A 26,708-nucleotide genomic window follows, 5' to 3' on the forward strand; every position below is an offset into this window, starting at 1 on the left:
AACGATGAAGATATCTATAAGCAATACAAAGTTGTTCTCGGGCATCCTTTACACCTTACTAGTAGGCGCCCTTGCCATAGCTGCGCTTTCGATGGCATCGTGCCAAAAGATGGACGTGCAGCTATCGGATCCCAACAAGGCAGTTGTTAAAGGTTACCTATTTGCCGGTAAGCCCGTTTCGATAAGCATCACCAAACAGCTGCTGTATGGTGCTACCGATACCATCACCCATCCTATCGAGAACCTCGATGTGGTTATATACGACTCAAAGAACAACGCCTACCCATTGCTTTACACCAGCAATGGCATATACCAATCGGATAAGCTGCTACCACAGGTTGGCGAAACCTACACCTTAAAGTTTACCTACAACGGCAAGGAACTATCGGGAACTACAACAGTACCTGCTAAGCCTTCCGGTTTTCAAGGAACATCTTCAATTTCGGTTCAACCTTTCGGCTCCACAACATCTGGCCCCCCATCTATGTCGCGTGCCGAATACTCTTGGACTAATACCAACAGTAGCTATTTCCTAATTGTAGTAGAGTCAATAACGCCAAATGCAACGCCAATAAACGATACAACAGAATATGAGGCGCTACCTGTATTCCGAATCTCGCCAACACAAGGAAGCTCGCATAGCTTTATGGGGCAATCGTTCTACTACTACGGGATGCACAACGTAATTCTTTTTGCAATAAACCAAGAGTATGTCGATCTGTATCAGGATACCGGAAACAGCTCGCAAAACATTACAACCCCTCCGGGAAACATCACAAATGGCTTTGGAATTTTCACCGCCATTAATGCAGATACGCTAAAGCTGAACGTAACACCTTAACATCCATTTAATCCCAAATTCTTTCTCAGTTACGCAAATACGGATGTTTACTTTAAGGCAATGAGGCGCAGCGATGCACCTCATTGCTTTTTTAATGCTGCACTTACGCCTAATACCCATAATATTTACATCTACATTTAAAACCTTTTAGCTGAAAAAGTTGTTACTATCTACAAAAGTCCCCATCAATGAGGCTTCGAAAAACTATCATCATCGCGCTCATTATAACAGCAACAATTGCTGCTATATGGTTTGGCGTAGGCCTAATAGTAATGAAAAATGCCATTATAAGCTACCAACCCCCAAAGTCGGGTAGCAGCTACGAGGATTTGGCTAGCACCAAATGCTTTAATGTGGCTCGATTCAGCAAACTCAAAAGGATTGAACTAACAATTCCATCAAAGGAAGATGGCTGCCTGCTATCCGGAACCCTAATATACAACCCAACCCCATCAGCAAAAACCATCATCTATAGCCATATGATTACAGGCTCGCGTTGGGATGTTCTAAAAGGGGGTAAAATTGACTCGCTGCTCGCGCGTGGCTTTAACGTGCTCACCTTCGACCAACGCGCACACGGCAAAAGCGAAGGTACGGTTCCCTCCTACGGTTTTCTAGAAAAGCACGATCTTGATCAATGGATCGATACCGTTGCCACCATATTCCCTAACGGTATCATTGGCGTTGAAGGCGTATCAACAGGGGCTGCAACGGCCATTCTTCATGCAGGAGAGATTAATCCCGAGAAGGAGACCTATAGAAAGGTGGCCTTCTACGTATTCGAATGCTCCTACTCCGATTTGGCAAAGCAGCTTGCCTACAAAATAAACCAGCACTACTACCTCCCCAACGTTGCACTAAGCACGTCGCTAAAAATACTGGATCATCCTTTCAACGGCTTCAACATCTACAATGTATCACCAGTAAAGGCTGCTCGTTACATTAGCGTTCCCGTTCTCTTTGTGCATAGCAAAGCCGACAGCTACGTTCCTACCCAAATGAGCGAGGAATTATACAAGGCTGTTCACGCTCCCAAGATGCTGCTACTCGTTCCAAAAGTAAACCATGCCGAAGCAGTAGATTCCCCAACACTCTACTGGAATACCTACGATTCATTCCTAAAAACCATCGTTAAGATTAAGCGGTAAAACGGCAAACCATCAAGGCTCACAAGGGTTGTAGCATCAAAAAAGAAGGTATATATTGTGACCTTCTTTATAGTTTCAAACCACAAACCACAACATTCTCATATGGAAGAAAAGAACATCGAAACCATGGAGCTTAGCGGAAGAACGCTAAGGGAGCTCTGGCTGGCCGCCAAGTGGGCAAAGCTGCTATCGATCATCACCGTTTGCATGTACTTTATTGTAATACTCCTTGTGATCTTCAGCGGCATCATAACCTCCCTATTTGCCGCAATGGTTCCGTTTGGGGGCTTCTTTATCGCTTTAATATACATTGTTGTGTACACCCTTACGGTACTCATTCCAGGAATTCTGCTCTACAACTTTGCCACCAACACCCAGAAGGCAATACTAAAAAACGATGACGACTTGGCAACCACAGGGGTCAAAAGGCTACGCCAGCTATTCCAGTACACCGGAATCCTAGCTTTAGCATCCATCCTCTTCATCGGTCTGGTAATCGCAATAAACGTACTATACGCTATTTTCTAGAAATACGGCGATTAAAAAGGAATAGCTACCTTTGCGCGCGTTTAGCATACATTGATGAGTAAAGGAAAAGTTGTAGTTGGACTATCGGGCGGTGTCGATTCGAGCGTTGCCGCCTACCTGCTTAAGGAGCAGGGGTACGAGGTTATCGGCATGTACATGCAAAACTGGCACGACACCACGGGTACGCTCGAAGGCGATTGCCCTTGGAACGACGACCTGATGATTGCCGAGATGGTAGCCAAGAAGCTCGATATCCCATTTATCTTTATCGACCTTAGCGACACCTACACCGATAGGGTGGTTAGCTACATGTTCTCGGAGTACGAGCGCGGGCGAACACCCAACCCCGATGTACTCTGCAACAGCGAGATTAAGTTTGAAGCATTCCTAAAGGCAGCACTCGATCAAGGGGCTGACTACCTAGCAACTGGGCACTACTGCCGTAAGGATACCATTGACGTTGATGGAAAACCAACCTATCGGCTGCTTGCCGGATCGGACCCTAACAAGGACCAGAGCTACTTCCTTTGCCAGCTCTCGCAGGAGCAGCTCTCCAAGGCGCTCTTTCCAATCGGGCACCTGCTAAAGCCAGAAGTCCGCAGAATTGCAGCGGAGCAGGATCTTCCTACCGCCGAAAAGAAGGACTCACAAGGGCTGTGCTTTGTGGGGAAAATCGATCTTCCCGTATTCCTTCAGCAAAAGCTAGCCGCAAAGCCCGGTATCACCGTCGAAATCGATCCTGCATTTTACGACAAGCTCCCCCAACGAACAACGCTTCAGGAGATGGCTCGCCCCTACTTCTACCATCCAAACAATGGGAAAAAGGTAGGAACGCACAACGGCGCCCACTTCTTTACCATTGGTCAGCGAAAGGGGATAAACGTAGGCGGCAAGGCGCTACCGCTGTTCGTTATTGCCATCGACGTTGAGAACAACACGCTCTACGTTGGACAGGGGCACGAACATCCAGGGCTTAACCGTAAGGGACTTTTCATAAAAGAAGCCGAAATTCACGCCATTCGTCCCGACTTGGCCATGAGCGTTGGCGAAGAGCGCCGCTACAAGGTGCGCATCCGCTACCGCCAGCCGCTGCAGGACGCAACGCTATACCGTACACAAGAGGGCCTATACATCATCTTCGACACCCCGCAACGCGGCATCACCGCCGGACAATTTGCGGCATGGTACGACAACGAGGAGCTCGTAGGTTCGGGGGTGATCTTCGAATAGAGCAGGCGCTTACCCATACAAAACGCCGATATCGGGAGAACTGATATCGGCGTTGCTATTTCTTACAGGGGCATCGGCTGAAATTGTATCGGCATCGATCAAAATTACATTGCCATCGATGCAATTTGAAGGGTTGCCGATACTTTTTGTACCGGCATCGGCTGAATTTACATCGACACCGATACAGTTTCAATGGGCATCGACCAAAACTACATCGGCGTCGGTACAATTTCAGTGGTCATTGGTGCAATTTGCTCACCTGCACGAGCAAATTGCTCAACCATCTGATGAAATTGCTCAGCTTCAGGAGCAATTTGCACAGATAAAGGAGGGAATTGCACAGCTAAGTGAGGAATTTGCTCATTTGATGGTGGAATTTGCTCAGCTACCGATGCAAATTGCAGGGTCATCGACTAAATTTCAATGGTTATCGGCTGAAAATCATCCGCCCGCCGCCCCGTTACCCTAAAAGGTTCGCTACCCGATAAGCTTCTCGGCATCGAGGAGCGCCGCGGGCTTACCAACGTCGATAATGCGGTTTTTGGAGACGTCGATGCCCTCTATAAAGTGGCTCTTGGCCAGATGGAGGTACAGGTCGACAATGGAGAACTTACCCTCGAAGCCATCCATCAGGTCGAAAATTGCGGGATTCACCACATGGATGCCGTTAAAGGCAAATGGCAGGTAGGTATCGCCAACGCGGGCAATCTTTTGCTCGTTGGTCTTTAGGTTCTTCCAGCCAACCAGCTGCATCGTATTGTCGAATAGAAAGTATCGGGACGATAGCCGATTGCTCACCGCCAACGAGGCCAACGCGCCGCTTTCCGCGTTTCTTCGATACAGGTCGGCAAGGTTGATATCGCTGATGATGTCGACGTTGTGGATTAGAAAAGGCTTCCCATCGCCAAAGAAATGGGCGGCCTTTTTTAGCCCGCCACCCGTATCGAGCAGCAGGTTTCGCTCGTCCGATACGGTGATGTTTACCCCGAAATAGTCCTTCTTGACAATGAACTCCTCCACCTTGTCGGCAAAGTGGTGTACGTTAATGATGATATCGGTAAAGCCGTACGATTTTAGGCGCTCCACCACATGCTCTATGAGCGGTTTACCGGCAAGAGGGACCAACGCTTTTGGCTTATCGTCGGTCAACGGTTTGAGGCGAGTTCCCAAACCGGCACAGAATATCATTGCTTTCATCAGCGGTTACACGTTTAAAAGTTGCTAGTCTAGAAATCGGCGAATGTTCTGCTCGCGATGGGTAAGCACCACCCGCACACTGGGGAACTTCTCCTTGATGTAGCGGGCACAGCGCTCGGCCGAATACACCGATCGGTGCTGCCCACCCGTGCAGCCAAAGCTTACCAGCAGGTGGTTAAAGCTCCGGCTGATGTACTTTGCCACAGCCTTGTCAACCAGGTTTAACGAATCGCCTAGAAACTCCTGCATCTCATCGTTTGCATCCAAATGCTCGATAACAAGCGCGTCCATTCCTGTCAGCTGGCGGAGCGCCTCTTCCCTTCCCGGATTATAAATGGCACGGCAGTCGAATACGAAACCGCCACCGTTGCCCGAGAAGTCATCGGGGATACCCTTCCTATAGGAGAAGCTGGTAACCGAAATGGTTAGCCTATCGGCAGGAAGCTCCACCTCGTACTTGCATGCCTGATCGGCAAGCCTTTTACACACCTCCATAAGGTAGCCACCCTCAAACGGATACTCCTTGCTGATTACCGCACGAAGATTTCGAAGCGCAGGGGCAATGCTCTGCAGAAAGTGAACCTTCTTCTCGAAGAATCCCCTAAAGCCATACGTTCCGAGCACCTGAAGCGTTCGGAATAGAATAAAGGTATTAATGCTCGCCTCTACCTGAGCGGTATCTACACCATAGCTGCGAAGCGTTTCGTAGTAGTGGTTTAGGTACTTCTTCCGCACATCATCGCTAAAGTTGGCCTTGGCCTGGTAAAGAAACGAAACGATATCGTAGCCTAGCGGACCAAGACGGGCTCCCTGAAAATCGATATAGTAGGGATTGTCGTTATTTACCATCATGTTGCGCGATTGGAAATCGCGATACAGCAAAAAGTTGCTATCCAGCGAGCATAGGTAGTTGGCCATATTCTCGAACGAATCCTCGAGCAGTAGCTCATCGAACTGAACGCTAGTGCACTTCAGAAAGCTATACTTAAAGTAGTTCAAATCCCAAAGTATAGAGCGCTTATCCATTTGCTGAATAGAGTAAAATCGGCTTGGATCAATACCCTTAACGCCTTCAATCTCTATTTTCACAAGATCTTCTACGACCTTTGTCATTAGCTCGTCGGTCGAAGAACTTCCGTCCATCAGCAAATCGTAAAGAGAGATATCCCCCAAATCAGTCTGAATGTAGGCCAACCTATCATCCGATACGGCAAGGACCTTGGGGACGCGCTTCCCCTTTCCCAAAAGATGCTCGGCAAGGTAAATAAACGCCTCGTTCTCGGCTATGCTTTCTCCAACGACTCCAATATAGGTGCTATTATCATGAAATATTCGGTAATACTTCCGGTTGGACCCAGCCCCAACCAGTGGCTTAATTTCGGGTTTAGCCCCTAAAAACTTTTCTGCTACGCGCAATAAGCTATCCATTATAATTAACCTTGAAGGTTAGACCTTTTAGACGAGCAGCCACCTGCTCGTCGTTAACATTACTAATTTCGTAGTAAGACAACTCCCTGCGAACCCTATAATTTCCTCTCAAATGTTCAAAAAGATCAGGGCTTTTACGAAGGGCTGCATCATCTGTAACTATATTGTAGGAGCTAAGAATACAATCTTTAATTCCCTGCTCTATCCCATTTTCGCCGTTAAACACAATCCTATTTTCAAGCATAGGCAGCTGCTGTGGCAACCATTTCGTATCTGTTTCAAATCCAAAAAAGCGAAGGATCTCATTAACAGCCATAGCCGTTCCATTAGACTTTCCTTCAAGAGAGTAACCTGCTATATGCGGTGTAGCAACGCTCACCATTCGAAGCAGATCAGCATCAATACAAGGCTCATTCTCCCAAACATCAAGCACCGAGTAGGATACCCGTTGGTTGGCAATAGCCAATTTTAAAGCACCACCATCCACAACCTCACCCCTTGATGCATTGATGAACACCATTGGCTTGCCGAACTTAGCAAAAAAATGCTTATCGGCCAGATGGAATGTTCTATCAACACCTTCACGAATAAGGGGAACGTGCAGAGTAACTATATCTGATTGCTGCAAAAGAGTGCCCAAATCTACAAAATCGGTCGAATTTTCAGCTCTGGCACGAGGAGGATCGTTTAAAAGAACCTTTAGCCCCAAATGGGAGGCAACAGCAGCTATTCTCCGTCCAACTTCACCAACGCCTACAATTCCCAACGTTTTACCCTCTAAACTTCCGTTCCCTACATTAGAAATATGAGCAAGCGCACTTAAAACATACTGCACCACACCATAAGCGTTACACCCTGGCGCATTTACCCAGCTAATACCATTTTTTTTGCAGTATCCCTTATCTATATGATCGTGCCCTATTGTTGCGGTAGCAATCATTCTTACATTGCTGCCGTCTAAAAGTTTCGCATCACATTTTGTACGTGTCCGTACCAGCAAAGCATCAGCATCCTTTACCAGTTCACGGGTAAAATGGCTACCTGTAGAATAAACAACCTCATCAAAGTATTGCTCTAGAACACCTTCTAGATAAGGGATTTTATCGTCTACAACAATTTTCATAACCCCATTAGTTTATACAAAGATGAAATAAAAAGGCCAATTTGCAGCATAGAAAAAAATATGAAAACTAAAACAAGAACACATACTTCTTTTGTCTTTAACACTTTCTCTTTTAACACTTTGCATTAACCATCTTTTTCTTAATTGCTATTTTTTTAAGATTTTACCTGCTTTCATACTCATACTTTTGTCCCGTTCATAATCGCATTCAATTGTTACATTAGTCAAAAAACCTTGCCATTTGAACTAATACAGGGGTTCATTTGGTAAGGTTTTTAGTTTAGAAACTTCCGAAAAACAAAAAAGGCCACCTTTTAATTGGCAGCCCCTTATCTCTTTCTAAAAATTCTACGATTTCTTTTTCTTAAAACTTATCCTATTCTCCTCCCCTTTAAACAAGCGTTTGATATTCTTACGGTGAGTAAAGATGAGCAATACAGCCACAACGTTACCAAAAATAACCAGTGGCATTGGTGCATTGGGCTGTAATAGGCTAATAAAAGCAGGGTAACAAACGCCTGCTATCATAGAGCCTACCGAGACGTACCGTGTAGCAACAAAAACTACAGCAAACACTAAAATGCAGAGCAATGCGCTAACTGGGCTTAAAGCAACCCCAATCCCCGCTAAAGTCGCCACACCTTTCCCTCCTCGAAATCCTGCAAAAATTGGAGCTATATGCCCAATCACAGCAAGAGCACCCAGCAGCAGCTGAAAATTTACGAACTGGCTCGTTCCTGGAGTATAATCAGAGAAATGAACTAGCATAACAGCAACAAATCCCTTCACAAAGTCTAAAGTAAAAACGGGTAGCGCAGCTTTTGGACCTAAAACCCTAAGCGTATTAGTTGCACCTGCATTTTTACTGCCATGCTCCCTTACATCTACCCCATAAAATCTCCTACCAATCCAAACAGCGCTAGGAATCGAACCAATGATGTAAGCAATGAAAAGCTGAATTCCATTCAAAGCTAATTCCATAATCTCTAAAAATTTGTCCCTGCAAAGAAGTGTAATTTATTTCTTTTGAACAAGTCGCTTACAACCTATTTTACAATAAAGAAATAAACCTCAATAACTTACAGGATGTTTTTTAACAAAATCTACCTTTTACTACCACTTTGTAATCTGTAAAACACCATAAGTTAGAGATTTAATCACGCTCCAACTATTGGTTCATCCAAAATGCAGTTAGCAATAAAAATCAACACATTAACAATCTCACAAATTTAAAGCCAACCTGTTAATCAAAAATGCGTATTTTTGACAAATTAAGCCTAGATTATGACTAAAAAGCAAAAATACGAGTTCATTGTTAAGTATTTCAGCGAGAAGATGCCAGACCCAAAAACAGAGCTGAAATACACAACCCCTTATGAGCTACTAGTTGCCGTAGTTCTATCGGCACAATGTACTGACAAGCGGGTAAACATGGTTACACCCAACTTTTTTAAAAGATTTCCAACGGTTGACACCCTTGCAGAGGGCAGCATTGAAGAAATATTTGACCTTATTCGATCAATATCATATCCAAACAACAAGTCAAAGCATCTACATGGTATGGCTCAAATGTTGCTAAAGAGTTTCAACGGAGAAATTCCCTCGGATGTTGACGAGCTGCAAATGCTTCCTGGAGTTGGACGAAAAACTGCAAATGTCATAGCATCAGTAATATTCAACAAACCTGCAATGGCTGTAGATACGCATGTATTCAGGGTTAGTAAACGATTAGGGCTAACCCCAAATGCAAAGAATCCTCTTGATACAGAAAGAGAACTTGTAAAACATTTTAAGGAAGAGCAGATCCCTAACGCGCATCATTGGCTAATACTCCATGGCAGGTACACCTGCTTTGCTCGCAAGCCAAACTGCAAAGAGTGTGGATTAACCCCAGTATGCAGCTACTATCTTGACTCTAGTTCAATGTAATATCTTTTTAGCAGCTTCCATAGATGCATCTATCCTCCTTGTTCCAAAACAATCGAATATGAAAAAGCTACCACTTATAATAGCATTCTTTCTAGCACTTACTTCTGTATTCGGGCAAAAAACAACCCTTACCATTAGGCTAAAAGAAAAGGCACCCATATCCGCCTACCTATACCTTAATCAAGGATCTACACTAGTTCCTGTCGATTCAATATTACTCGGCAAAGGTGTTTTTAGCTTTAACACCACAAAGTTCGTTCCTGGTGTATACTCTTTCGTACTAAGCGAAGACATGTTTGCACGATTCATCATCAACCACGAGAATGTTGAAATATCAACAACCTTGGAAGGGCTGGCCGACAGCGTGAGGATTATACAGTCGGAAGAAAATAAGGTTTACTATAAATTTTTGCACGAAAGAAGCAACTACAACAAGAAGAGCAATGCAATTAACGAACTTCTTAGCAGCTATCCTGTCAAGAATAAGTTTACCAGACTTCTTGCAAAAGAAAAAAAGGCGCTCGAAAGCAACTACAATAAAGTTATTCAATACCTTATCAACGCCCAAGGCAACCTTTTGGCCTCGCAAATAATACTTTCGGAAATACCAACCAAAGCCCCCGAGAACCTTTCTCCCGAACAAAAACAACAGTACCTGATAGCCAACTGGTGGAATACCTTTCCTTTCGAAAACCCCAACATTACCAACACGCCAGGTATTGCCGAAAAACTCTGGGATTACTTCGACCTGTTTTACGTTGATGGAGTATCGCGCCAAGAGCAGGATAGCTACTTTAAACGAGCCATTGACGAGGTGATGAACCAGCCAAGCATATCTAAAGAGGTACAGACCTTTTTTGTAAGCGAAATGGTAAAAACATTTTCGCAATCGTCGCACGATGCCCTCATCGACTATATCAAGAAAAGCTACTCCCAAAATGCGCCTCCAAATCTAGATGCCGAGTTCGACAGAATTACCAACACTGCAATTGGACGTATTGCCCCAAACTTCACGGTTCAAACCGACTCTACAAAAACAGAACTCCTGAAGATGAAAAGCCAAGGAGTTGTACTGATTTTCTGGTCCATGCAATGTTCGCACTGCCAAAAGCTTCTTCCAGAGATTAAAAAGAATTATGCCAAACTCAGGGCGTCCGGTTTTGAAGTAATTGCGGTAAACCTCGATGCTTACCGCCCCGCATGGAAGCTTGACGTTGCAAAAAATGGCTACCCATGGATTAATATGAACGTGCAAAATCCGTATAACGACCCCATCACAGCTAGCTACAACGTCACAGGAACTCCTACCATATTCATCCTCGATTCCGAAAAACGTATTGTCGAAAAACCAAACGACATAAAGGAGATCATGAAAGCAGTAGAATCCATCAACCATAAAACAAAAGAGGAAGGCAATTAGCCTTCCTCTTTTGTTTTATGCTGCTAACGTTAGATGAGGACTTATTCTCCTCCTGTCATATTCTTTACGTTCGAAATCTCCATAAAAGAAGCCCCACTATTTTTTCCGAAGCTTCCGCCTACAACAATAATCAAATCTTCTGGATTAAACTTTCCCTTATCGCTAACGATCTTTACTGCATCTCGAATAAACTCGTCTCGACTTTCGCGAGGAGAGAAATACTCTGAGTAAACACCATAAGAAAGGGCAAGCTCGCGCACAACGCGTTTTTTATAGCATTTTGCAAATACGGGCAACTTCCCCCTAAATGCGGCCATATATCTACCTGTACGACCTGTATTTGTATCTATAATCACTGCTTTAATAGGCAAACTCAATGAGGCCTTAACCGCCGAACGTGCAAGTTGCGCAGTTATCTCATTATTTACTCGAATGTAGCTAATCTCTTCTTCTGGGTTAAGGTGCTTTTCAATCTCAACAGCAACACGACTCATTGTTTTTACTGCATCAATCGGATATTTTCCATATGCAGTTTCACCGCTAAGCATGATAGCATCTGTACGCTGATATATTGCATTGGCAATATCGCTCACCTCTGCACGCGTTGGACGTGGATTATCAATCATAGTGTGGAGCATCTGCGTTGCAATGATAACCGGCTTGCGCATCTGCATTGCTGCACGAATCAGCTTACGCTGAACCACCGGAATCTGCTCAGCAGGAAGTTCTACCCCTAAATCGCCACGAGCAACCATAATCCCATAAGAATAGTTAAGAATCTCTTCAATATTCTCAACCCCTTCCTGATTCTCGATCTTTGATATGATCTTAACGTTGCTATTCTTCTCGTCAAGAATTCTTTGAATAGCCATCAGATCGTGCTTGTTACGAACAAAAGAGTGAGCAATAAAATCGATGTCGTTATCGATAGCCCAATGTATAAAATCAATATCTTTATCGCTAAGAGCTGGCAATTTTACCTGTACTCCTGGCACATTAACGCTCTTCTTTCCCTTTAAAGTTCCATTATCCTGCGATTCGCAGAAAAGGTATTCATCGTTTTTATCGATTACCAAGAAGGCCAGTTCTCCATCATCAACAAGGATGGATGAGCCAACAGGAATGTCCTTCACAAAATCGTTATACGAAACGTATACGGTATCCCCAAATGATAATCCGTTACTATCCCCCTTAAACTTAAGCTTATCTCCATGCTTTACAACGATATTCTCCTCATCCTTCATCTTGCATGTGCGCACCTCAGGCCCTTTGGTGTCAACAAGGATGGCGATTTTTTCGGATACAGCCCTAACATTTTCAATTACTCGTGTAGAATCTTCCGGAGTTTGATGAGCAGTATTTAAACGAACAACATCCATTCCAGCTTCGTAGAGTTGACGAATAAATTCAATATCACACCGTCTGTCTGAAATGGTTGCTACAATTTTCGTTTTCTTTAGCATCATAATGCAGTTTTACTGAGTTCGCTTGTATTACTATTTAGCACAAAGGTAGTCTTTTAAAAGTATCCCTAAAGCGTTGTACGCCAGCCTTCACTCATTTTAACAGAACGATTTTCACCCTAGTTGCACACCCTGTTTTTGCATTAACCAAAAAAACACCTTAAGCAAGTCAAGTACTATAAAAAACCGATCAAGATCGCTATATTCGCAACTTTGAATAATATGGTGTGGAGATGGAATGGATCAATTACAAAACCGACTATTTGAATTTCCTACGGTTGGAAAAGTCGCTCTCTGAAAATTCTTTAATGGCCTACGAAAGAGACTTCAACAAGCTGAGTTCTTTCGTGGAAAAGAACTATCCAAAACTACCTCCAACGGCAGTCAGCCAACAGCACCTCGAAGAATTTTTAGCGTCGCTATACGACGATGGTCTAAACGCTCGCTCTCAGGCAAGAGTTTTGAGCAGCATTAAAGGCTTCTACAAGTTTCTTATGCTAGAAGATGAAATTGAAGAAGATCCAACCGAGCTTATTCAAGGTCCAAAATTAGACAGAAAACTCCCCCATGTTCTTTCAGTCGAAGAAATAGATCTCCTTATTAACGCCATAGACCTTAGCAAGCTTGAAGGATCACGAAATAGGGCGATACTCGAAACGCTATACAGCTGTGGCCTACGCGTATCGGAAGCCATCAACCTTCGCCTTAGCGACTTATTCTTTAAGGAAGAGTACATCAGAATAATAGGAAAAGGAGACAAAGAACGCCTTGTCCCCATCAACCAAAAAGCAATAGGATACATAGAAAAGTACCTTGTAGACCGAAGTAGGCTAAACATAAACCCAAAATCGGAGAATATACTCTTCCTAAACCGGCGGGGAAATCAGCTTACCAGAGTTATGGTGTTTACCATTATTAAGGATCTAAGCCGAAAAGTTGGGTTAAACAAAAAGATAAGCCCTCACACCTTTCGTCATTCATTCGCATCCCACCTTTTTGAAAGAGGGGCCGATTTAAAAGTAATCCAAGAACTTCTTGGTCACGAAACCATTATTACAACCGAAATTTACACACATCTCGAAAAAGAGCATTTACGCGAAGTACTGCTAATGCATCACCCTCGAGCAGTTGCGCCATAAACCTTTAGCCGAAATCCAAACAAACTCCAAACCGCTACTATTCAATCAATTAGTACTGATTCGCACTGTTGCTTAAGCTATAACACAGTTTAAGAAAAGCAATTTTGTAAAATTTCATACCTTTGAAGCCCTTATTGAGTTGTATCACAAAGCGAAATAACAACCTAAAAACAATTTCGATAAAATGTCACAAGTAAAACGCGTGTATACCTTCGGAAACAAGCAAGCCGAAGGTAATGGTAAGATGCGTGAGCTTCTTGGCGGTAAAGGTGCTAACCTTGCCGAAATGAACCTCATCGGCATGCCAGTTCCTCCCGGATTCACCATCACTACTGAAGTATGTACAGAGTACTACAAGCTAGGTAAGGACCAAGTTGTAGAACTTCTTAAGCCAGAAGTAGAGAAAGCAGTTAAGTACGTTGAAGAAATTATGGGCGTTAAGTTTGGTAATAACGAAGACCCTCTTCTTCTTTCAGTACGCTCTGGTTCTCGCGCTTCTATGCCAGGTATGATGGATACCATTCTGAACCTAGGCTTGAACGACGAGGCGGTTGCTGGTATTGCTAAGAAGAGCGGCAACGAAAGATTTGCTTGGGACTCATACCGTCGTTTCGTACAAATGTACGGTGACGTAGTACTTGGTATGAAGCCAGCTTCTAAGGAAGAAGAAGATCCATTCGAAGTTATCATCCACACCCTTAAAGAAGAAAAGGGCGTTCATAACGATACAGACCTTACTACCGAAGACCTCAAGGACCTTGTAAAGCGCTTTAAGGCAGCCGTTAAGGAAGTTACTGGACACGATTTCCCAACATCTCCATGGGAGCAGCTTTGGGGTGCCGTTTGCTCGGTATTCGACAGCTGGATGAACGAGCGTGCTATCCTTTACCGTCAGCTTAACAAGATCCCAGAAGAATGGGGTACTGCAGTTAACGTTCAAGCGATGGTATTCGGTAACATGGGCGAAACCTCTGCTACTGGTGTATGTTTCTCTCGCGACTCAAGCACTGGCGAAAACCTATTTAACGGTGAGTACCTAGTTAACGCACAAGGCGAAGACGTAGTTGCAGGTATCCGTACCCCACAAGAAATCACCATCATCGGTTCACAACGTTGGGCTGAGCGTAAGGGCATGTCTGAAGCAGAAAGAAAGGCAACTTTCCCTTCTCTTGAAGAGGTTATGCCAGCTGCTTACAAGGAACTATTCGATATCCAGAAGAAGATGGACACCTACTTCAAGGATATGCAAGATATGGAGTTCACCATCCAAGATGGTAAACTTTGGATGCTTCAAACCCGTGCTGGAAAGCGTACTGGTGCTGCTATGGTTAAGATCGCCATGGACATGCTTCGCGAAGGTCTTATCACCGAAGAAGAAGCCATTCTACGCGTTGAGCCAAACAAGCTAGACGAGCTACTCCACCCAGTATTCGATAAGGCTGCTATCAAGAGCGCAAAGACGATTTCTCGTGGTCTTCCAGCTTCTCCAGGTGCAGCTACCGGCCAAATCGTTTTCTTTGCTGATGACGCTGAGGCTTGGGCTAACCAAGGAAAGGAAACCATCCTTGTTCGTATCGAAACCTCTCCAGAAGACCTTAAGGGTATGAACGTTGCTAACGGTATCCTTACCGCTCGTGGTGGTATGACCTCTCACGCTGCCGTTGTGGCTCGTGGTATGGGTAAGTGCTGCGTATCGGGTGCTAGCAACCTTAAGATCGACTACAAGGCTCGCACTCTAGAAATCGACGGAAAGGTTTACAACGAAGGAGACTTTATCTCGCTAAACGGTACCACCGGTGAAGTTTACGAAGGTAAGGTTGCTACCCAAAAGCCAGAGCTTAGCGGTGACTTCGGCGAAATTATGAAGCTTGCCGACAAGTACGCTAAGATGCTTGTTAGAACCAACGCTGATACCCCACACGATGCTAAGGTGGCACGCGAGTTCGGCGCTCAAGGTATTGGCCTTTGCCGTACCGAGCACATGTTCTTCGAAGGCGACCGCATCAAGAGCGTTCGCGAGATGATTCTTGCTAACGATGAGGCTGGCCGTCGTAAGGCGCTTGCTAAGCTTCTTCCTATCCAACGCGAAGACTTCGAAGGCCTATTCGAAGTTATGGCTGGTCTTGCCGTAACCGTACGTCTACTTGACCCACCATTGCACGAGTTCGTTCCTCACGAAGAAAAGCAACAGCGCGAAATGGCTGCTGAGCTTGGCATCACCTTCGAGGAAGTACGCGAAAAAGTACACAGCCTTGCTGAGGTTAACCCAATGCTTGGACACCGTGGCTGCCGCCTAGGTAACACCTACCCAGAAATCACCGAGATGCAAGCTCGCGCTATCATCGAGGCTGCTCTTAACCTTAAGAAGAAGGGCGTTGATGCTGCTAAGGTAGAAATCATGGTTCCTCTTGTTGGTAACGTTAAGGAGCTTGAGTACCAAAAGGACATCATCGAAACCACCATCGCTAAGGTATTCGAAGAGTACGGTGATACAGTTGAGTACACCATTGGTACCATGATCGAGGTTCCTCGTGCTGCTGTAACCGCTGACGAGATTGCTAAGGTTGCTCAGTTCTTCTCATTCGGAACCAACGACCTTACCCAGATGACCCTTGGTTTCTCTCGCGACGATATCGGTAAGTTCCTTCCTGAATATCTTAAGAGAGGTATCCTTAAGGTTGATCCATTCGAAGTACTCGACCAAGACGGCGTAGGCCAACTTGTTAAGGGTGCTGTTGCTAAGGGTCGTAGCACTCGCGAAAACCTTAAGTGCGGTATCTGCGGTGAGCACGGTGGAGAGCCATCATCAGTTGAATTCTGCCACTTCGCAGGACTTAACTACGTTTCTTGCTCGCCATACCGTGTGCCAATCGCTCGCCTAGCTGCTGCTCAAGCTGCTATCAAGGAAAGCAAAATGAAGTAGTTGACACTTCCTTAAATATAAAGAGCCGCCTTTGTGCGGCTCTTTTTTTTGTTCTACACCACCTGTCACTCTGACATAAAGAGAATGAGACCACATCGGAAGATCTACGTAGGAGTCCGTAGGATGTACGTAGGATCTCTGCATGACAAATTGTCGCATTTTCCTCAAAGCTCATAGTACATTCTTCTGCCCCCCCATAAAGCGCCTCTTGCAACCAAAAGGTGATAAATATCATATCAGCCCCAACTTTTGCCCCAATCATCCTATTTTTGTAGAAAACCATTGCTATGCTACAAGCATCAATCAACATAGGAACTAGCATCAGCCTCATTGCTGCCGATTCGCTAGATGAGCAGTTTGCCGCTGCGGGGCTAACCGAGATCAACATAAATGCGGCAAGCGGAGTGCTGACGTTTGGCTATAAGGATGGTCCTTCGCTGAGAAATGCTATCGAGTTACTGAAACGCAATAGCATCAATATAGAGGTAAAAAAAGAGGTATTCCCCATTACTGGCATGAGCTGCGCCTCATGCGCGGCCAGCGCCCAGACGATGCTATCCTCAGCCGAAGGCGTGGTGGAGGCATCGGTAAACATCGCCAACGAATCGGGGCTAGTGGAGTACGCTCCAGCACTAACCTCCCCTACCGAACTCCGAAAGGTGCTCCAGCAGGTGGGCTTCGACCTCATCATCGAAGAGGATAAGGCTGCGCAGGAAGAGGAAGTGGCGCAACAGCAGCGGGCACACCTAAAGCAGCTCCGAAGACAAACCGTTGGGGCCATCGCCTTTTCTATCCCAACAGCAGCCATTGGCATGCTTTGGATGGAGTGGCGCTTTGCCAACGTTACCATGTGGCTGCTCTCGACTCCGGTTCTGCTCATCTTCGGGCGCCAGTTCTTCGTAAACGCCTGGCGGCAGGCTCGGCATCGAAAGGCAAACATGGACACGCTTGTGGCCATCAGCACCTTTACGTCCTACGCCTTCAGCGTTTTCAACACGCTGCTCCCCGACGTATGGCTACGTCAAGGGCTTGAGGCGCACGTCTACTTCGAGGCATCGGCCGTAATCATCTCGTTCATCCTGCTAGGCCGACTTCTCGAGGAGCGCGCCAAGAGCAGCACCTCGTCAGCCATCAAGAAGCTGATAGGGCTACAGCCCAACACAGTTGTCCGCATCAACGAGAATGGAGAAGAAGAGAAAATTCCCATATCCAAAGTGCTTAAAGGTGATAAGCTGATTTCCAAGCCGGGAGAAAAGATTGCCGTTGACGGAAGGGTTGCCTCCGGCAGCTCGTTCGTGGACGAGAGCATGATTACCGGCGAGCCCATCGCCTCTGAAAAGTACGAAGGCGAACCCGTTTACGCGGGCACCATTAACCAGAACAGCTACCTTACCTATATAGCCGAAAAAATTGGAGGAGAGACCGTTCTATCTCAAATCGTAAAAAAGGTGCAGGAGGCGCAGGGAAGCAAGGCTCCCGTGCAGCAGCTGGTGGATAAGATTGCAGGCATCTTTGTTCCCGTGGTGATGGCGATTGCCCTCGCTAGCTTTGGCTTCTGGATGGTGCTTGGCTCCGACAATGCCGTGTCGATGGCCATCCTATCGTTTGTAACCGTGCTGGTTATTGCCTGCCCCTGTGCGCTAGGGCTGGCAACACCAACGGCCATCATGGTTGCCATGGGCAAGGGAGCCCAGCGCGGGATCTTGATCAAGGATGCCGAAAGCCTTGAGATGGCAAAAAAAGTAAGCGTTGTTCTCCTCGACAAGACAGGCACAATTACCCTAGGAGATGTAAAAGTCGACAGCATTGAGTGGGCCAGCGAGGCCAATATTAGCCAACTCTCGTCGGCACTCTACAGCATAGAGAAACGCTCTAACCATCCGCTGGCAAACGCCGTAGCGGCCTATCTCGAAGGTCAGAGCGAGGCTACTGACATTTCGGAATTCGAAAGCATCACAGGACGTGGGGTAAAGGCTACTATTGCCGCCAAGAACTACTACATAGGCAATCTACAGCTAATCGAAGAACAGCGTATTCCTATTTCGGATAGGATGACAGAGGCCTTCGAGTACCATTCGGACAAGGGGCGCACAGTAGTCCTTTTCGCCCATCAGGATGGCGTTGTGGCAGCCATAGCGCTATCCGATCAGCTAAAGCCCACCTCAGCAGACGCCATACGAAGGCTCCGAGAGAGAGGAATCGAAGTGGTAATGCTCACCGGCGATGCCGATAGGGTTGCACAGGCAGTTGCCAAGCAGGCTGGTGTTAGCAGCTACAGAAGCCAGCTGCTCCCATCCGACAAGTCGGATTTCGTAAAGCAGCTACAGGCCGAAGGGAAAGTGGTGGCAATGGTTGGCGATGGCATAAACGATGCCGAAGCGCTAGCCCAAGCCAACGTCAGCATCGCCATGGGCAAGGGGACCGACGTTGCCATGTCGGTGGCCAAGATCACCATCATCTCCTCCGACCTGACAAAGGTAGCAGAGGCCATAACCCTCTCCTCCATCACCACCCGCGCTATCAGACAGAACCTATTCTGGGCGTTTATCTACAACGTTGTAGGCATTCCGATAGCTGCAGGAGCGCTATTCCCGCTAACGGGATTCATGCTCAACCCAATGGTGGCAAGCGCAGCCATGGCGCTCAGTTCCGTATCGGTAGTATCGAATAGCCTTCGAATTCGTTCGCACAAAATCTAGCGTAGAATGTTACTAGGGAAACCGTAAAATAGAATACCATGACCAAGTTTGAGTTTAAGACAACAATTAACTGCGGCGGATGCCTGGCAAAGGTAAAGCCAGTACTCGACGCCAACAGCAGCATAAAAAGCTGGAAAGTCGACACATCGACACCCGAAAAGGTACTAACCGTGGAAACCGACAGTGCAACGCCCGAGCAAATCATCGAAGCGCTGTCCAAAATTGGGTATAAAGCAGAGCTTAAATAAGCAACACCTTTTGATTGATTCATACGATAATGCAAGATTGAGCAACGTGCTCTTTTTTGCATTATTTGCATACGCGCAGCCGTAACCCCGCGCTTGGTGATAATTAATATTTATCTTGCCCAAAAGAATACAGAGCAGCAATGATACGACCAGCAACATCCGCAGATGCCTCCGCCATCTGCAGCATTTACAACCATTACATAGAAAATACGGTAATTACCTTCGAGGAAAATCCCCTTACCGAAGACGAGATGGCCGAACGAATACGAGCATACAGCGAGAAGTACGCCTACATCGTGTACGAAGAGGATGGAGAGGTGATTGGATATGCTTACGGTTCTAGTTGGAGAACACGTAGGGCTTACAGATTCAGCACCGAGACCACCGTTTACCTAAAGGATGGAGCAGCCGGAAAAGGAATCGGCTCTTTACTCTACTCCGAGCTTATTGAAAGGCTAAAGGGAAAAGGCTTCCATTCACTGATAGGCTGCATAACCCTACCAAACGAAAAGAGCGTGAGGCTCCACGAGAAGATGGGCTTTAAAAAAGTAGCCCACTTCCACGAAGCGGGCTGGAAATTCGATCAATGGCTCGATGTTGGATTTTGGGAGTTACTTGTTTAAACAGCTCTTAGTTCACCTACCGATAACCCTTTTAGCCTATTAATGACGGATGAAAAGATGAAGAGTTCTCGCTTTTTTGCCTTTTTCTCGAAGAAGGTAGATGCAATAGTACAAATACCCTCAACCTCGTTGTAAAGCGAACAAAGAACAGCAATCTCCGGCTCTTTCATCTTCTTATTTGGGAGCATAAGCATAGCCTGAACTTGCCCCATTTCATTAAGAAGTGCAGCTTGCTGGGCAAGCTTATCGAGTAGAAAAGGGTTTACCCCATTAGCCACCAGTTCGCTTCGCCTGCTAGGCGACAAATTTACTGCAAAATGTTCTAGCACTCTAATTAGCTCCTCTTCCGATAGCATGTTTGGCCTTTGCTGGAACATAGTAAACCCCAAGGCCGAAAGGAATTCATTTTTCTTCTCCACATTGTCTTGGTTGTCAACCTCTATTTGTATTTTCAAGCAGCTTAAGTCAAAAGCGGCATGCTGCAACGATTCGTAAATATCAAACTTCAAAAAGCGATAAATGCTCGGGAGCTCAACTCCAAGTATTCCGGAAAAAGCATTATCCAATCGGCTATCAAGATCTGTGATATAGCCTCTTGTCCACAACGAACGAATTTCGGAAAGTTCCTTTATGCAGCAGCGCAAGCTTGCCGCAATAACCTTTCCGCCTGCAAGCATTAAGGCATCATTGTAAGGGTAGTTGCGAGTTATCATAGCTTTTATTTTAAAAGTAACCTGAAGATTTGCCTACATTTTAAGCTACCTAAAGCTACTTTAATCGTTAAACTATCGCAAGTTTTTGAGCAACTTTATCGCGACCAAAATACAATAGTCTAAATACAAGCACGTTTAACGACACATTACTTTAAAAAAAATGCAGCCACCAGAACCTCTATTGCATTAGCATTACTGGTAAACTAAGACGAAGAATTACGTCTTCGACAGCCTTACATTTACATTTTCCCCGCCTGTACCTCCAAGAACAAATAATTCCAAAAGCAAACCCGCAAAGAAGCTACAGTTTAAAACTAAAACATCAATAATAAAAATAAATCAAAAACACAATACTATACATATGCTTCAAATCAACATCATATTAAAGAAAACATCGTATGTTTTTAAACAATAAAAAGCAGCGCGTTTTTTTTGTCTTTTTCTTCGGTAATCCCAACGGGTTCAACTACATTTGCTCGAAATCTTTTAATATAACGTTTATGAAACTTTCGCATATCGAGCACATCGGGATTGCTGTTAAGGATTTAGCAACTGCAATACCTTACTACGAAAAGGTTTTAGGTCTAACCTGCTACAATGTTGAGGAGGTTAAGGACCAAAAGGTTAAGACTGCCTTTTTCATGATCGGACAAACCAAAATCGAGCTTCTTGAGTCGACCGATCCAGAAGGACCAATTGGTAAGTTTATTGAGAAGAAAGGCGAAGGCGTTCACCACATTGCATTTGCGGTAGAAGGTATCGAAAATGCTCTAGAATTTGCAGCAGAGCAAGGCGTACAGCTAATTGACAAGGCTCCTCGTAAGGGTGCTGAAGGCCTAAGCATTGCATTCCTACACCCAAAATCAACCATGGGCGTGCTTACCGAACTTTGCGAAGACAAGAATAAGTAGAAAACAACCTGATATTACTCCAAATGACCCAACACGAAAAAATCCAAGAGCTACTCAAGCTTCGCGAAGAGGCTAAGCTTGGTGGTGGACAAAAGAGAATTGATTCTCAACACAAGAAGGGCAAGTACACTGCTCGCGAGCGTATCGACATGCTTCTTGACGAAAAGAGCTTCGAAGAGTTCGACATGTTCGTTAGCCACAGATGTATTGATTTCGGCCTAGAAAAAGAAACTTACCTATCTGACGGCGTTGTTACCGGTTATGGTACCATCGACGGACGACTTGTTTATGTTTTCTCGCAAGACTTTACCGTATTCGGAGGATCGCTATCCGAAATGTTTGCAGCAAAGATCTGCAAGGTTATGGATATGGCTATGAAGACTGGCGCTCCTGTTATCGGTATCAACGACTCGGGTGGTGCTCGTATTCAAGAAGGGGTTAAGGCTCTTGGTGGCTACGCAGATATCTTCCAGCGTAACATTATGGCCTCTGGAGTAATTCCTCAAATCTCTGCAATGTTTGGTCCATGTGCTGGTGGTGCAGTATACTCTCCTGCGCTTACCGACTTCAACATTATGACCAAGGGAACCAGCTACATGTTCGTAACCGGACCAAAGGTTGTTAAGACCGTAACCGGCGAAGATGTAACACAAGAGCAACTTGGTGGTGCTAGCATCCATGCAACTAAGTCGGGTGTTGCTCACTTTGTAGCAGAAAACGAAGAAGAAGGTATCATGCTTATCCGTAAGCTGCTTAGCTACCTTCCTCAGAACAACCTCGAAGAGGCACCTCTTAAGCTTACTGCCGATCCAATCAACCGTATCGAAGAGCGCCTAAACGAGATCATTCCTGACAATCCTAACAAACCTTACGACGTTAAGGAAATCATCCACCTACTGGTAGACGATAAGGAATTCCTAGAGGTACACCGCGACTACGCTCCAAACATCATCTGCGGATTTGCCCGTTTCAACGGCATGTCGGTAGGGGTTGTTGCTAACCAGCCAATGTACCTAGCAGGTGTGCTTGACATTAACGCTTCGCGTAAGGCAGCTCGCTTTGTTCGCTTCTGCGACGCCTTCAACATTCCATTGGTAACCCTTGTTGACGTTCCTGGATTCCTTCCTGGTACTGCTCAAGAGTACGGTGGTATCATCCTTCACGGTGCTAAGCTTCTATTCGCTTACGGCGAAGCTACTGTACCAAAGGTTACCATCATCCTCCGCAAGGCTTACGGTGGTGCATACGACGTAATGAGCTCTAAGCACCTTCGTGGCGACATCAACTACGCTTGGCCAGGTGCTGAGATCGCAGTTATGGGACCTAAGGGCGCCATCGAAGTTCTTCTTAGCCGCGAAATTGGCAGCATTGAAGACGAGAAGGCTAAAGTTCAATTCCTCCTTGAGAAGGAACAGGAATATCGCGACAAGTTTGCCAACCCATACGTGGCTGCCAAGTTTGGCTACATCGACGATGTAATCGAGCCTAAGAACACCCGTTTCCGTATTGCTCGTGCACTTCAGTCGCTTGCTACTAAGAAGGATGTGAATCCACCTAAGAAGCACTCGAATATTCCATTGTAATATAAAACCCTATGAACAGACTTTTTAATTCGTTAAGAAGTTTGGTTATCATCATATCGCTATGCGCTTTTGGGGGCAACGCTGTTGCCCAAAGCGCTAGCGACTTGAGGATAAACGAATTTCTTGTAAACAACGTCAACAACTACCAAGACGATTTTGGGGTTCAAGGCTCGTGGATAGAAATCTTCAACTCCGCCTACAACACGGTGAACATTGCAGGTTGCTACCTCACCAACGACCCCAACAATCCAAAAATGTATAGAATCCCCAAAGATCCTATTACTAAGATTGCACCAAGAAGCTATTTGGTTTTTTGGGCCGATAACAAGACCACACACGGGACACTACACCTTAACTTCGACCTAAAAAGCTCAAAATACTTAGCGCTTTACGACCAAAGCGGAAAAATTCTTATTGACAGCGTATCGTTTAATCCTGCCGTACAAAAGGCAGACACCAGCTGGGGACGCGTTTTTGATGCGGATGCCAAATGGATTGCGATGGGTAAGCCTACTCCTAACGGCAATAACGATACCGTTGAACGCCCTTCGGCAGGTGCTATATTCTTACATTTCGACCCATCGGGTGCTACTATGGCTATCATTTCGATGAGCGTTGTTTTCTCGGCTTTGATTCTTCTTTACCTATCGTTCAAGTTTATTGGCAAAGCCAACATCAACCATGCACGTAGAATGAAGGAAAAAGAGCTTAAGAAGCAAGGCATCGTAGTTACAGCAAAGGAAGAAGGAGAGGAAACCTCTGGCGAAACTCTTGCAGCAATTGCCATGGCCATTCAGCTCTTCGAAACCGAGAAGGAAGATCTCGATTCGACCATTCTGACCATCGAGAAGACCTCTCGTACCTACTCGCCCTGGAGCTCGAAGATTTACAGCATGAGGCAGATTCCACAAAAGACAACCCAAAAACGCTAATCCATGAAAAACTTTAAATTCAAGATAAACGGGAACGACTACAACGTTCACATCTCTAACGTAGACGGCAATATCGCCGACCTTGAGGTTAACGGAACTCCTTACAAGGTTGAAATTGACCGCGAGCTTAAGCAAACCAAAACTCCTAAGCTGGTTCGTCCAGAAGCGGTTCCTTCAACCGATTCTCACCCATCGGTTGCCAAAACCGTTAGCCCAGGCGTTGCAACCTCGGGTGCCGTTAAGTCGCCACTTCCAGGCGTTATCCTTAGCCTTGCCGTTAAGGTAGGGGATACCGTTAAGGTTGGCCAACGTCTTCTCGTTCTCGAAGCCATGAAAATGGAAAACAACATCGACTCCGACAAGGAAGGTCGCATTGCAGCCATCAAGGTTAACCAAGGCGACAGCGTAATGGAAGGCGATGTTCTAGTTGTAATCGAATAGGCTCTAAACTATGGAACAAACCCAGAGTTACTTTTCGTTTCTGTCCGACCAAATAAGCCAGTTTCTGAGCTACACGGCTTTTGCAAACATTACGCTCGGACACGCCATAATGATTATCATTGGTCTAGCGTTTATCTACCTAGCCATTAAGAAAGAGTACGAACCCCTACTCCTTGTCCCAATCGGTTTCGGTATTGTTATTGGCAACATTGCCTTTACCCCCGGTTTCCAGGTTGGTATCTACGAGAGCGGTAGCGTGCTTAACTACCTATACTTTGGCGTATCGCAAGGGGTTTATCCTCCTCTTATCTTCTTAGGTATCGGGGCGATGACCGACTTCTCGGCGCTAATCTCTAACCCTAAGCTAATGCTTATTGGTGCGGCTGCCCAGCTCGGTATCTTTGGAGCCTACGCTGCAGCTCTATGGCTTGGTTTCTCGCCAGAAGAGGCTGGTGCAATTGGTATCATTGGCGGTGCCGACGGTCCTACAGCTATCTTCCTTTCGGGAAAACTTGCTCCTAGCTTAATGGGTGCTATCGCAGTATCTGCATACTCTTACATGGCTCTTGTTCCGGTTATCCAGCCTCCTATCATGAAGTTGCTTACCACCAAGAAGGAGCGCGTAATCCGCATGAAAGCTCCTCGCCAGGTATCGAAGCTAGAGAAGATCCTCTTCCCTATCGTAGGATTGCTGCTTACCTGCTTCATCGTTCCAACTGGTCTTCCACTTCTTGGTATGCTCTTCTTCGGCAACCTGCTTAAGGAAAGTACCGTTACCAAGCGTTTGGCCGATACCGCTAAGGGTCCACTTATCGATATCGTAACCATCCTTATCGGTTTAACCGTTGGTGCATCGACACAGGCAACCACCTTCCTTAAAACGGAATCGGTGCTTATCTTCGGACTAGGTGCTGCCTCGTTCATCATCGCAACCTTTGGTGGGGTAATGTTCGTTAAGATCCTTAACCTATTCCTTAAGGAGGGTAACAAGATCAACCCGCTTATCGGTAATGCAGGGGTTTCGGCTGTGCCCGATAGCGCCCGCGTATCGCATGTGGTGGGATTGGAGTACGATAAGACCAACTATCTGCTAATGCACGCCATGGGGCCAAACGTGGCCGGTGTGATCGGTAGCGCCGTTGCTGCCGGTATTATGCTTAGCTTCCTTAGCTAGTTTTAAAGAAAACCATATAAAAAAAGGAGAGGCGTTGCATGCAACGCCTCTCCTTTTTTTGGATAGCCTAGAAACCCTCACCACCACCAAACAAAAAAGGCCCTACGCACTGTAGAGCCTCCTCTGATGATGTCTTTTATAGCTTAAAACTATGCAAGCTTCACGTTTACGGCATTGATTCCCCTTTTGCCTTCTTCAAGGTCGAAGGTTACCTCGTCGTTATCCTTGATTCGGTCTACCAAACCAGATACGTGTACGAAATACTCCTTTGGAGAATCTGCATCTTTAATGAAACCGAAACCTTTGGTCTCATCAAAAAACTTTACTGTTCCTTTGCTCATTATGAAAAATTTAATGGATGGAAAGGTACGATTAATAATTTGATATTATCATCCCCTTCATTTTTGCTATGCCGATGGGGTTTTTCGGCCCAAAACAGCAGTACAGCATACTACAATAGGCTTTCAACGAAGAAAGCCCTCCTATTTCGGCCCATTAGGCTAAACTAAAAGCTAATTATGGGCGCATTTTTTGCCCATTTAGCCCTCTTTTTTCGACAAATCGCATACATTTTCCATCTATTTAGCTGATGCCAGCATGCGAAAAGGGCGCTACGCCCCTCATTTACCCCGAAAGAAGGCCGAAAAAGCGGGGTGTTTTGGGATGAAAGATGCCATTCTGTTGATTTTTTGGGTGGAGCTAAGCACCAAGAAGCCCAGGAATCAGCACCCGTAAAAAATAGCGCACCCCTTACCTTCACCTCGACTCCGCTCGGTGGACAATAAAAAGGTCGCCGAGCGAAACCGAGCGGTATCCGAGCAAAGCCGAGGAGAACGATCACCAAATCCGAGGTAGCCGCTACGCAGAGTAGAGGCGGAGAATGCTGATGCCACCTCGACTCCGCTCGGTGGGCAATAAAAAGGTCGCCGAGCGAAGTCGAGTGGTCGCAGAACGGAGTCGAGGAGAACACCATCAAATCCGAGCGGTCGCCGAGCGGAGTCGAGGCGCCCCCAAA

The 26,708-nt window shown here is 45.8% G+C and carries 24 protein-coding genes; 17 read left to right on the forward strand and 7 right to left on the reverse strand.

Going from position 1 to position 26,708, the window contains the following annotated elements:
- The first annotated feature begins 4 nt into the window (after positions 1 to 4).
- The 5 genes from CLV25_RS07870 (at position 5) to CLV25_RS07890 (ending at position 4,216) form a co-directional block, all read left to right on the forward strand.
- Positions 5 to 841: a DUF4249 family protein gene (locus tag CLV25_RS07870; protein ID WP_131839093.1), complete on the forward strand. Its 837-nt coding sequence runs from the start codon at positions 5 to 7 to the stop codon at positions 839 to 841.
- Between the two features lie 188 nt (positions 842 to 1,029).
- Positions 1,030 to 1,989, forward strand: a complete 960-nt coding sequence (locus CLV25_RS07875; RefSeq protein WP_131839094.1) for an alpha/beta hydrolase — start codon at positions 1,030 to 1,032, stop codon at positions 1,987 to 1,989.
- A 102-nt stretch (positions 1,990 to 2,091) separates the two neighbouring features.
- Complete coding sequence (locus CLV25_RS07880) at positions 2,092 to 2,517, forward strand: hypothetical protein (RefSeq protein ID WP_131839095.1); 426 nt, start codon at positions 2,092 to 2,094, stop codon at positions 2,515 to 2,517.
- Positions 2,518 to 2,571: 54 nt separating this feature from the next.
- Complete coding sequence (gene mnmA, locus CLV25_RS07885; RefSeq protein ID WP_131839096.1) at positions 2,572 to 3,747, forward strand: tRNA 2-thiouridine(34) synthase MnmA; 1,176 nt, start codon at positions 2,572 to 2,574, stop codon at positions 3,745 to 3,747.
- Between the two features lie 118 nt (positions 3,748 to 3,865).
- Complete coding sequence (locus CLV25_RS07890; RefSeq protein WP_131839097.1) at positions 3,866 to 4,216, forward strand: hypothetical protein; 351 nt, start codon at positions 3,866 to 3,868, stop codon at positions 4,214 to 4,216.
- An 8-nt stretch (positions 4,217 to 4,224) separates the two neighbouring features.
- On the opposite strand, the gene CLV25_RS07895 is transcribed toward CLV25_RS07890, so the two are convergent.
- The 4 genes from CLV25_RS07895 to plsY all read right to left on the reverse strand — a co-directional run bounded on the left by CLV25_RS07895 (position 4,225) and on the right by plsY (position 8,476).
- Positions 4,225 to 4,944 carry a nucleotidyltransferase family protein gene (locus tag CLV25_RS07895; protein WP_131839098.1) on the reverse strand — a complete coding sequence of 240 codons (720 nt, stop codon included), beginning with the start codon at positions 4,942 to 4,944 and terminating at the stop codon, positions 4,225 to 4,227.
- 24 nt (positions 4,945 to 4,968) lie between these two features.
- A complete protein-coding gene (locus tag CLV25_RS07900) occupies positions 4,969 to 6,372 on the reverse strand; it encodes a RapZ C-terminal domain-containing protein (protein WP_131839099.1) in 1,404 nt (467 codons plus the stop codon).
- On the reverse strand, positions 6,365 to 7,495 hold the full coding sequence (locus tag CLV25_RS07905) for a 4-phosphoerythronate dehydrogenase (RefSeq protein WP_131839100.1): 1,131 nt from the start codon (positions 7,493 to 7,495) through the stop codon (positions 6,365 to 6,367). Before CLV25_RS07905 ends, CLV25_RS07900 begins: the two co-directional genes overlap by 8 nt.
- A gap of 348 nt (positions 7,496 to 7,843) precedes the next feature.
- Positions 7,844 to 8,476 (reverse strand): glycerol-3-phosphate 1-O-acyltransferase PlsY, encoded by a 633-nt coding sequence (gene plsY / locus CLV25_RS07910; protein ID WP_131839101.1) that lies wholly within the window; start codon positions 8,474 to 8,476, stop codon positions 7,844 to 7,846.
- Positions 8,477 to 8,779: 303 nt separating this feature from the next.
- On the opposite strand from plsY, the gene nth reads away from it, so the two are divergent.
- Positions 8,780 to 9,424, forward strand: a complete 645-nt coding sequence (nth, locus tag CLV25_RS07915; protein ID WP_131839102.1) for an endonuclease III — start codon at positions 8,780 to 8,782, stop codon at positions 9,422 to 9,424.
- A 58-nt stretch (positions 9,425 to 9,482) separates the two neighbouring features.
- The gene (locus tag CLV25_RS07920; protein WP_131839103.1) at positions 9,483 to 10,844 is read left to right on the forward strand and encodes a thioredoxin-like domain-containing protein; all 1,362 of its coding nucleotides are present in this window, start codon (positions 9,483 to 9,485) and stop codon (positions 10,842 to 10,844) included.
- 41 nt (positions 10,845 to 10,885) lie between these two features.
- Here the strand turns inward: CLV25_RS07920 and pyk are convergent, their stop codons facing one another.
- On the reverse strand, positions 10,886 to 12,307 hold the full coding sequence (gene pyk / locus CLV25_RS07925; RefSeq protein ID WP_131839104.1) for a pyruvate kinase: 1,422 nt from the start codon (positions 12,305 to 12,307) through the stop codon (positions 10,886 to 10,888).
- Positions 12,308 to 12,540: 233 nt separating this feature from the next.
- Between pyk and xerD the strand changes: the two genes are divergently transcribed.
- The 5 genes from xerD to CLV25_RS07950 all read left to right on the forward strand — a co-directional run bounded on the left by xerD (position 12,541) and on the right by CLV25_RS07950 (position 19,939).
- A complete protein-coding gene (gene xerD, locus CLV25_RS07930; protein ID WP_131839105.1) occupies positions 12,541 to 13,446 on the forward strand; it encodes a site-specific tyrosine recombinase XerD in 906 nt (301 codons plus the stop codon).
- Positions 13,447 to 13,630: 184 nt separating this feature from the next.
- Positions 13,631 to 16,369: a pyruvate, phosphate dikinase gene (gene ppdK / locus CLV25_RS07935; RefSeq protein WP_131839106.1), complete on the forward strand. Its 2,739-nt coding sequence runs from the start codon at positions 13,631 to 13,633 to the stop codon at positions 16,367 to 16,369.
- A gap of 287 nt (positions 16,370 to 16,656) precedes the next feature.
- Positions 16,657 to 19,068 (forward strand): heavy metal translocating P-type ATPase, encoded by a 2,412-nt coding sequence (locus CLV25_RS07940; protein ID WP_131839107.1) that lies wholly within the window; start codon positions 16,657 to 16,659, stop codon positions 19,066 to 19,068.
- A gap of 38 nt (positions 19,069 to 19,106) precedes the next feature.
- On the forward strand, positions 19,107 to 19,316 hold the full coding sequence (locus tag CLV25_RS07945; protein ID WP_131839108.1) for a heavy-metal-associated domain-containing protein: 210 nt from the start codon (positions 19,107 to 19,109) through the stop codon (positions 19,314 to 19,316).
- A gap of 140 nt (positions 19,317 to 19,456) precedes the next feature.
- Positions 19,457 to 19,939, forward strand: a complete 483-nt coding sequence (locus tag CLV25_RS07950) for an arsinothricin resistance N-acetyltransferase ArsN1 family B (RefSeq protein ID WP_131839109.1) — start codon at positions 19,457 to 19,459, stop codon at positions 19,937 to 19,939.
- Here CLV25_RS07950 and CLV25_RS07955 read toward each other — a convergent pair.
- Positions 19,936 to 20,652: a hypothetical protein gene (locus CLV25_RS07955; RefSeq protein WP_131839110.1), complete on the reverse strand. Its 717-nt coding sequence runs from the start codon at positions 20,650 to 20,652 to the stop codon at positions 19,936 to 19,938. The two genes, CLV25_RS07950 and CLV25_RS07955, sit on opposite strands and share 4 nt — an antisense overlap.
- Before the next feature lie 500 nt (positions 20,653 to 21,152).
- Between CLV25_RS07955 and mce the strand changes: the two genes are divergently transcribed.
- From mce to CLV25_RS07980, 5 genes are read left to right on the forward strand one after another with little or no spacing between them, the layout of a single operon-like run.
- Positions 21,153 to 21,563 carry a methylmalonyl-CoA epimerase gene (gene mce, locus CLV25_RS07960; RefSeq protein ID WP_131839111.1) on the forward strand — a complete coding sequence of 137 codons (411 nt, stop codon included), beginning with the start codon at positions 21,153 to 21,155 and terminating at the stop codon, positions 21,561 to 21,563.
- Between the two features lie 23 nt (positions 21,564 to 21,586).
- Positions 21,587 to 23,146 (forward strand): acyl-CoA carboxylase subunit beta, encoded by a 1,560-nt coding sequence (locus CLV25_RS07965; protein WP_131839112.1) that lies wholly within the window; start codon positions 21,587 to 21,589, stop codon positions 23,144 to 23,146.
- Between the two features lie 11 nt (positions 23,147 to 23,157).
- On the forward strand, positions 23,158 to 24,078 hold the full coding sequence (locus tag CLV25_RS07970) for an OadG family transporter subunit (protein ID WP_131839113.1): 921 nt from the start codon (positions 23,158 to 23,160) through the stop codon (positions 24,076 to 24,078).
- A 3-nt stretch (positions 24,079 to 24,081) separates the two neighbouring features.
- On the forward strand, positions 24,082 to 24,519 hold the full coding sequence (locus CLV25_RS07975; RefSeq protein ID WP_131839114.1) for an acetyl-CoA carboxylase biotin carboxyl carrier protein: 438 nt from the start codon (positions 24,082 to 24,084) through the stop codon (positions 24,517 to 24,519).
- 10 nt (positions 24,520 to 24,529) lie between these two features.
- Entirely contained in the window at positions 24,530 to 25,693 is a 1,164-nt protein-coding gene (locus CLV25_RS07980) for a sodium ion-translocating decarboxylase subunit beta (protein ID WP_131839115.1), read from the forward strand.
- 149 nt (positions 25,694 to 25,842) lie between these two features.
- Here the strand turns inward: CLV25_RS07980 and CLV25_RS07985 are convergent, their stop codons facing one another.
- Positions 25,843 to 26,034: a cold-shock protein gene (locus CLV25_RS07985; protein WP_131839116.1), complete on the reverse strand. Its 192-nt coding sequence runs from the start codon at positions 26,032 to 26,034 to the stop codon at positions 25,843 to 25,845.
- Positions 26,035 to 26,708 lie beyond the last annotated feature (674 nt).

It is taken from the genome of Acetobacteroides hydrogenigenes (assembly GCF_004340205.1).
Taxonomy (GTDB): Bacteria; Bacteroidota; Bacteroidia; order Bacteroidales; family ZOR0009; genus Acetobacteroides; species Acetobacteroides hydrogenigenes.

What these genes read in the sequence shown, in the direction of transcription:
- CLV25_RS07875 (WP_131839094.1), top strand. Translation starts at nt 1,030, where the DNA reads ATGAGGCTTCGAAAAACTATCATCATCGCGCTCATTATAACAGCAACA.
- CLV25_RS07905 (WP_131839100.1), bottom strand. Translation starts at nt 7,495, where the DNA reads ATGAAAATTGTTGTAGACGATAAAATCCCTTATCTAGAAGGTGTTCTA.
- ppdK (WP_131839106.1), top strand. Translation starts at nt 13,631, where the DNA reads ATGTCACAAGTAAAACGCGTGTATACCTTCGGAAACAAGCAAGCCGAA.
- CLV25_RS07955 (WP_131839110.1), bottom strand. Translation starts at nt 20,652, where the DNA reads ATGATAACTCGCAACTACCCTTACAATGATGCCTTAATGCTTGCAGGC.
- plsY (WP_131839101.1), bottom strand. Translation starts at nt 8,476, where the DNA reads ATGGAATTAGCTTTGAATGGAATTCAGCTTTTCATTGCTTACATCATT.
- nth (WP_131839102.1), top strand. Translation starts at nt 8,780, where the DNA reads ATGACTAAAAAGCAAAAATACGAGTTCATTGTTAAGTATTTCAGCGAG.
- mnmA (WP_131839096.1), top strand. Translation starts at nt 2,572, where the DNA reads ATGAGTAAAGGAAAAGTTGTAGTTGGACTATCGGGCGGTGTCGATTCG.
- CLV25_RS07870 (WP_131839093.1), top strand. Translation starts at nt 5, where the DNA reads ATGAAGATATCTATAAGCAATACAAAGTTGTTCTCGGGCATCCTTTAC.
- CLV25_RS07970 (WP_131839113.1), top strand. Translation starts at nt 23,158, where the DNA reads ATGAACAGACTTTTTAATTCGTTAAGAAGTTTGGTTATCATCATATCG.
- CLV25_RS07900 (WP_131839099.1), bottom strand. Translation starts at nt 6,372, where the DNA reads ATGGATAGCTTATTGCGCGTAGCAGAAAAGTTTTTAGGGGCTAAACCC.
- CLV25_RS07950 (WP_131839109.1), top strand. Translation starts at nt 19,457, where the DNA reads ATGATACGACCAGCAACATCCGCAGATGCCTCCGCCATCTGCAGCATT.
- CLV25_RS07980 (WP_131839115.1), top strand. Translation starts at nt 24,530, where the DNA reads ATGGAACAAACCCAGAGTTACTTTTCGTTTCTGTCCGACCAAATAAGC.
- CLV25_RS07940 (WP_131839107.1), top strand. Translation starts at nt 16,657, where the DNA reads ATGCTACAAGCATCAATCAACATAGGAACTAGCATCAGCCTCATTGCT.
- CLV25_RS07880 (WP_131839095.1), top strand. Translation starts at nt 2,092, where the DNA reads ATGGAAGAAAAGAACATCGAAACCATGGAGCTTAGCGGAAGAACGCTA.
- CLV25_RS07965 (WP_131839112.1), top strand. Translation starts at nt 21,587, where the DNA reads ATGACCCAACACGAAAAAATCCAAGAGCTACTCAAGCTTCGCGAAGAG.
- CLV25_RS07895 (WP_131839098.1), bottom strand. Translation starts at nt 4,944, where the DNA reads ATGAAAGCAATGATATTCTGTGCCGGTTTGGGAACTCGCCTCAAACCG.
- CLV25_RS07975 (WP_131839114.1), top strand. Translation starts at nt 24,082, where the DNA reads ATGAAAAACTTTAAATTCAAGATAAACGGGAACGACTACAACGTTCAC.
- CLV25_RS07985 (WP_131839116.1), bottom strand. Translation starts at nt 26,034, where the DNA reads ATGAGCAAAGGAACAGTAAAGTTTTTTGATGAGACCAAAGGTTTCGGT.
- CLV25_RS07920 (WP_131839103.1), top strand. Translation starts at nt 9,483, where the DNA reads ATGAAAAAGCTACCACTTATAATAGCATTCTTTCTAGCACTTACTTCT.
- xerD (WP_131839105.1), top strand. Translation starts at nt 12,541, where the DNA reads ATGGAATGGATCAATTACAAAACCGACTATTTGAATTTCCTACGGTTG.
- CLV25_RS07890 (WP_131839097.1), top strand. Translation starts at nt 3,866, where the DNA reads ATGCAATTTGAAGGGTTGCCGATACTTTTTGTACCGGCATCGGCTGAA.
- CLV25_RS07945 (WP_131839108.1), top strand. Translation starts at nt 19,107, where the DNA reads ATGACCAAGTTTGAGTTTAAGACAACAATTAACTGCGGCGGATGCCTG.
- mce (WP_131839111.1), top strand. Translation starts at nt 21,153, where the DNA reads ATGAAACTTTCGCATATCGAGCACATCGGGATTGCTGTTAAGGATTTA.
- pyk (WP_131839104.1), bottom strand. Translation starts at nt 12,307, where the DNA reads ATGCTAAAGAAAACGAAAATTGTAGCAACCATTTCAGACAGACGGTGT.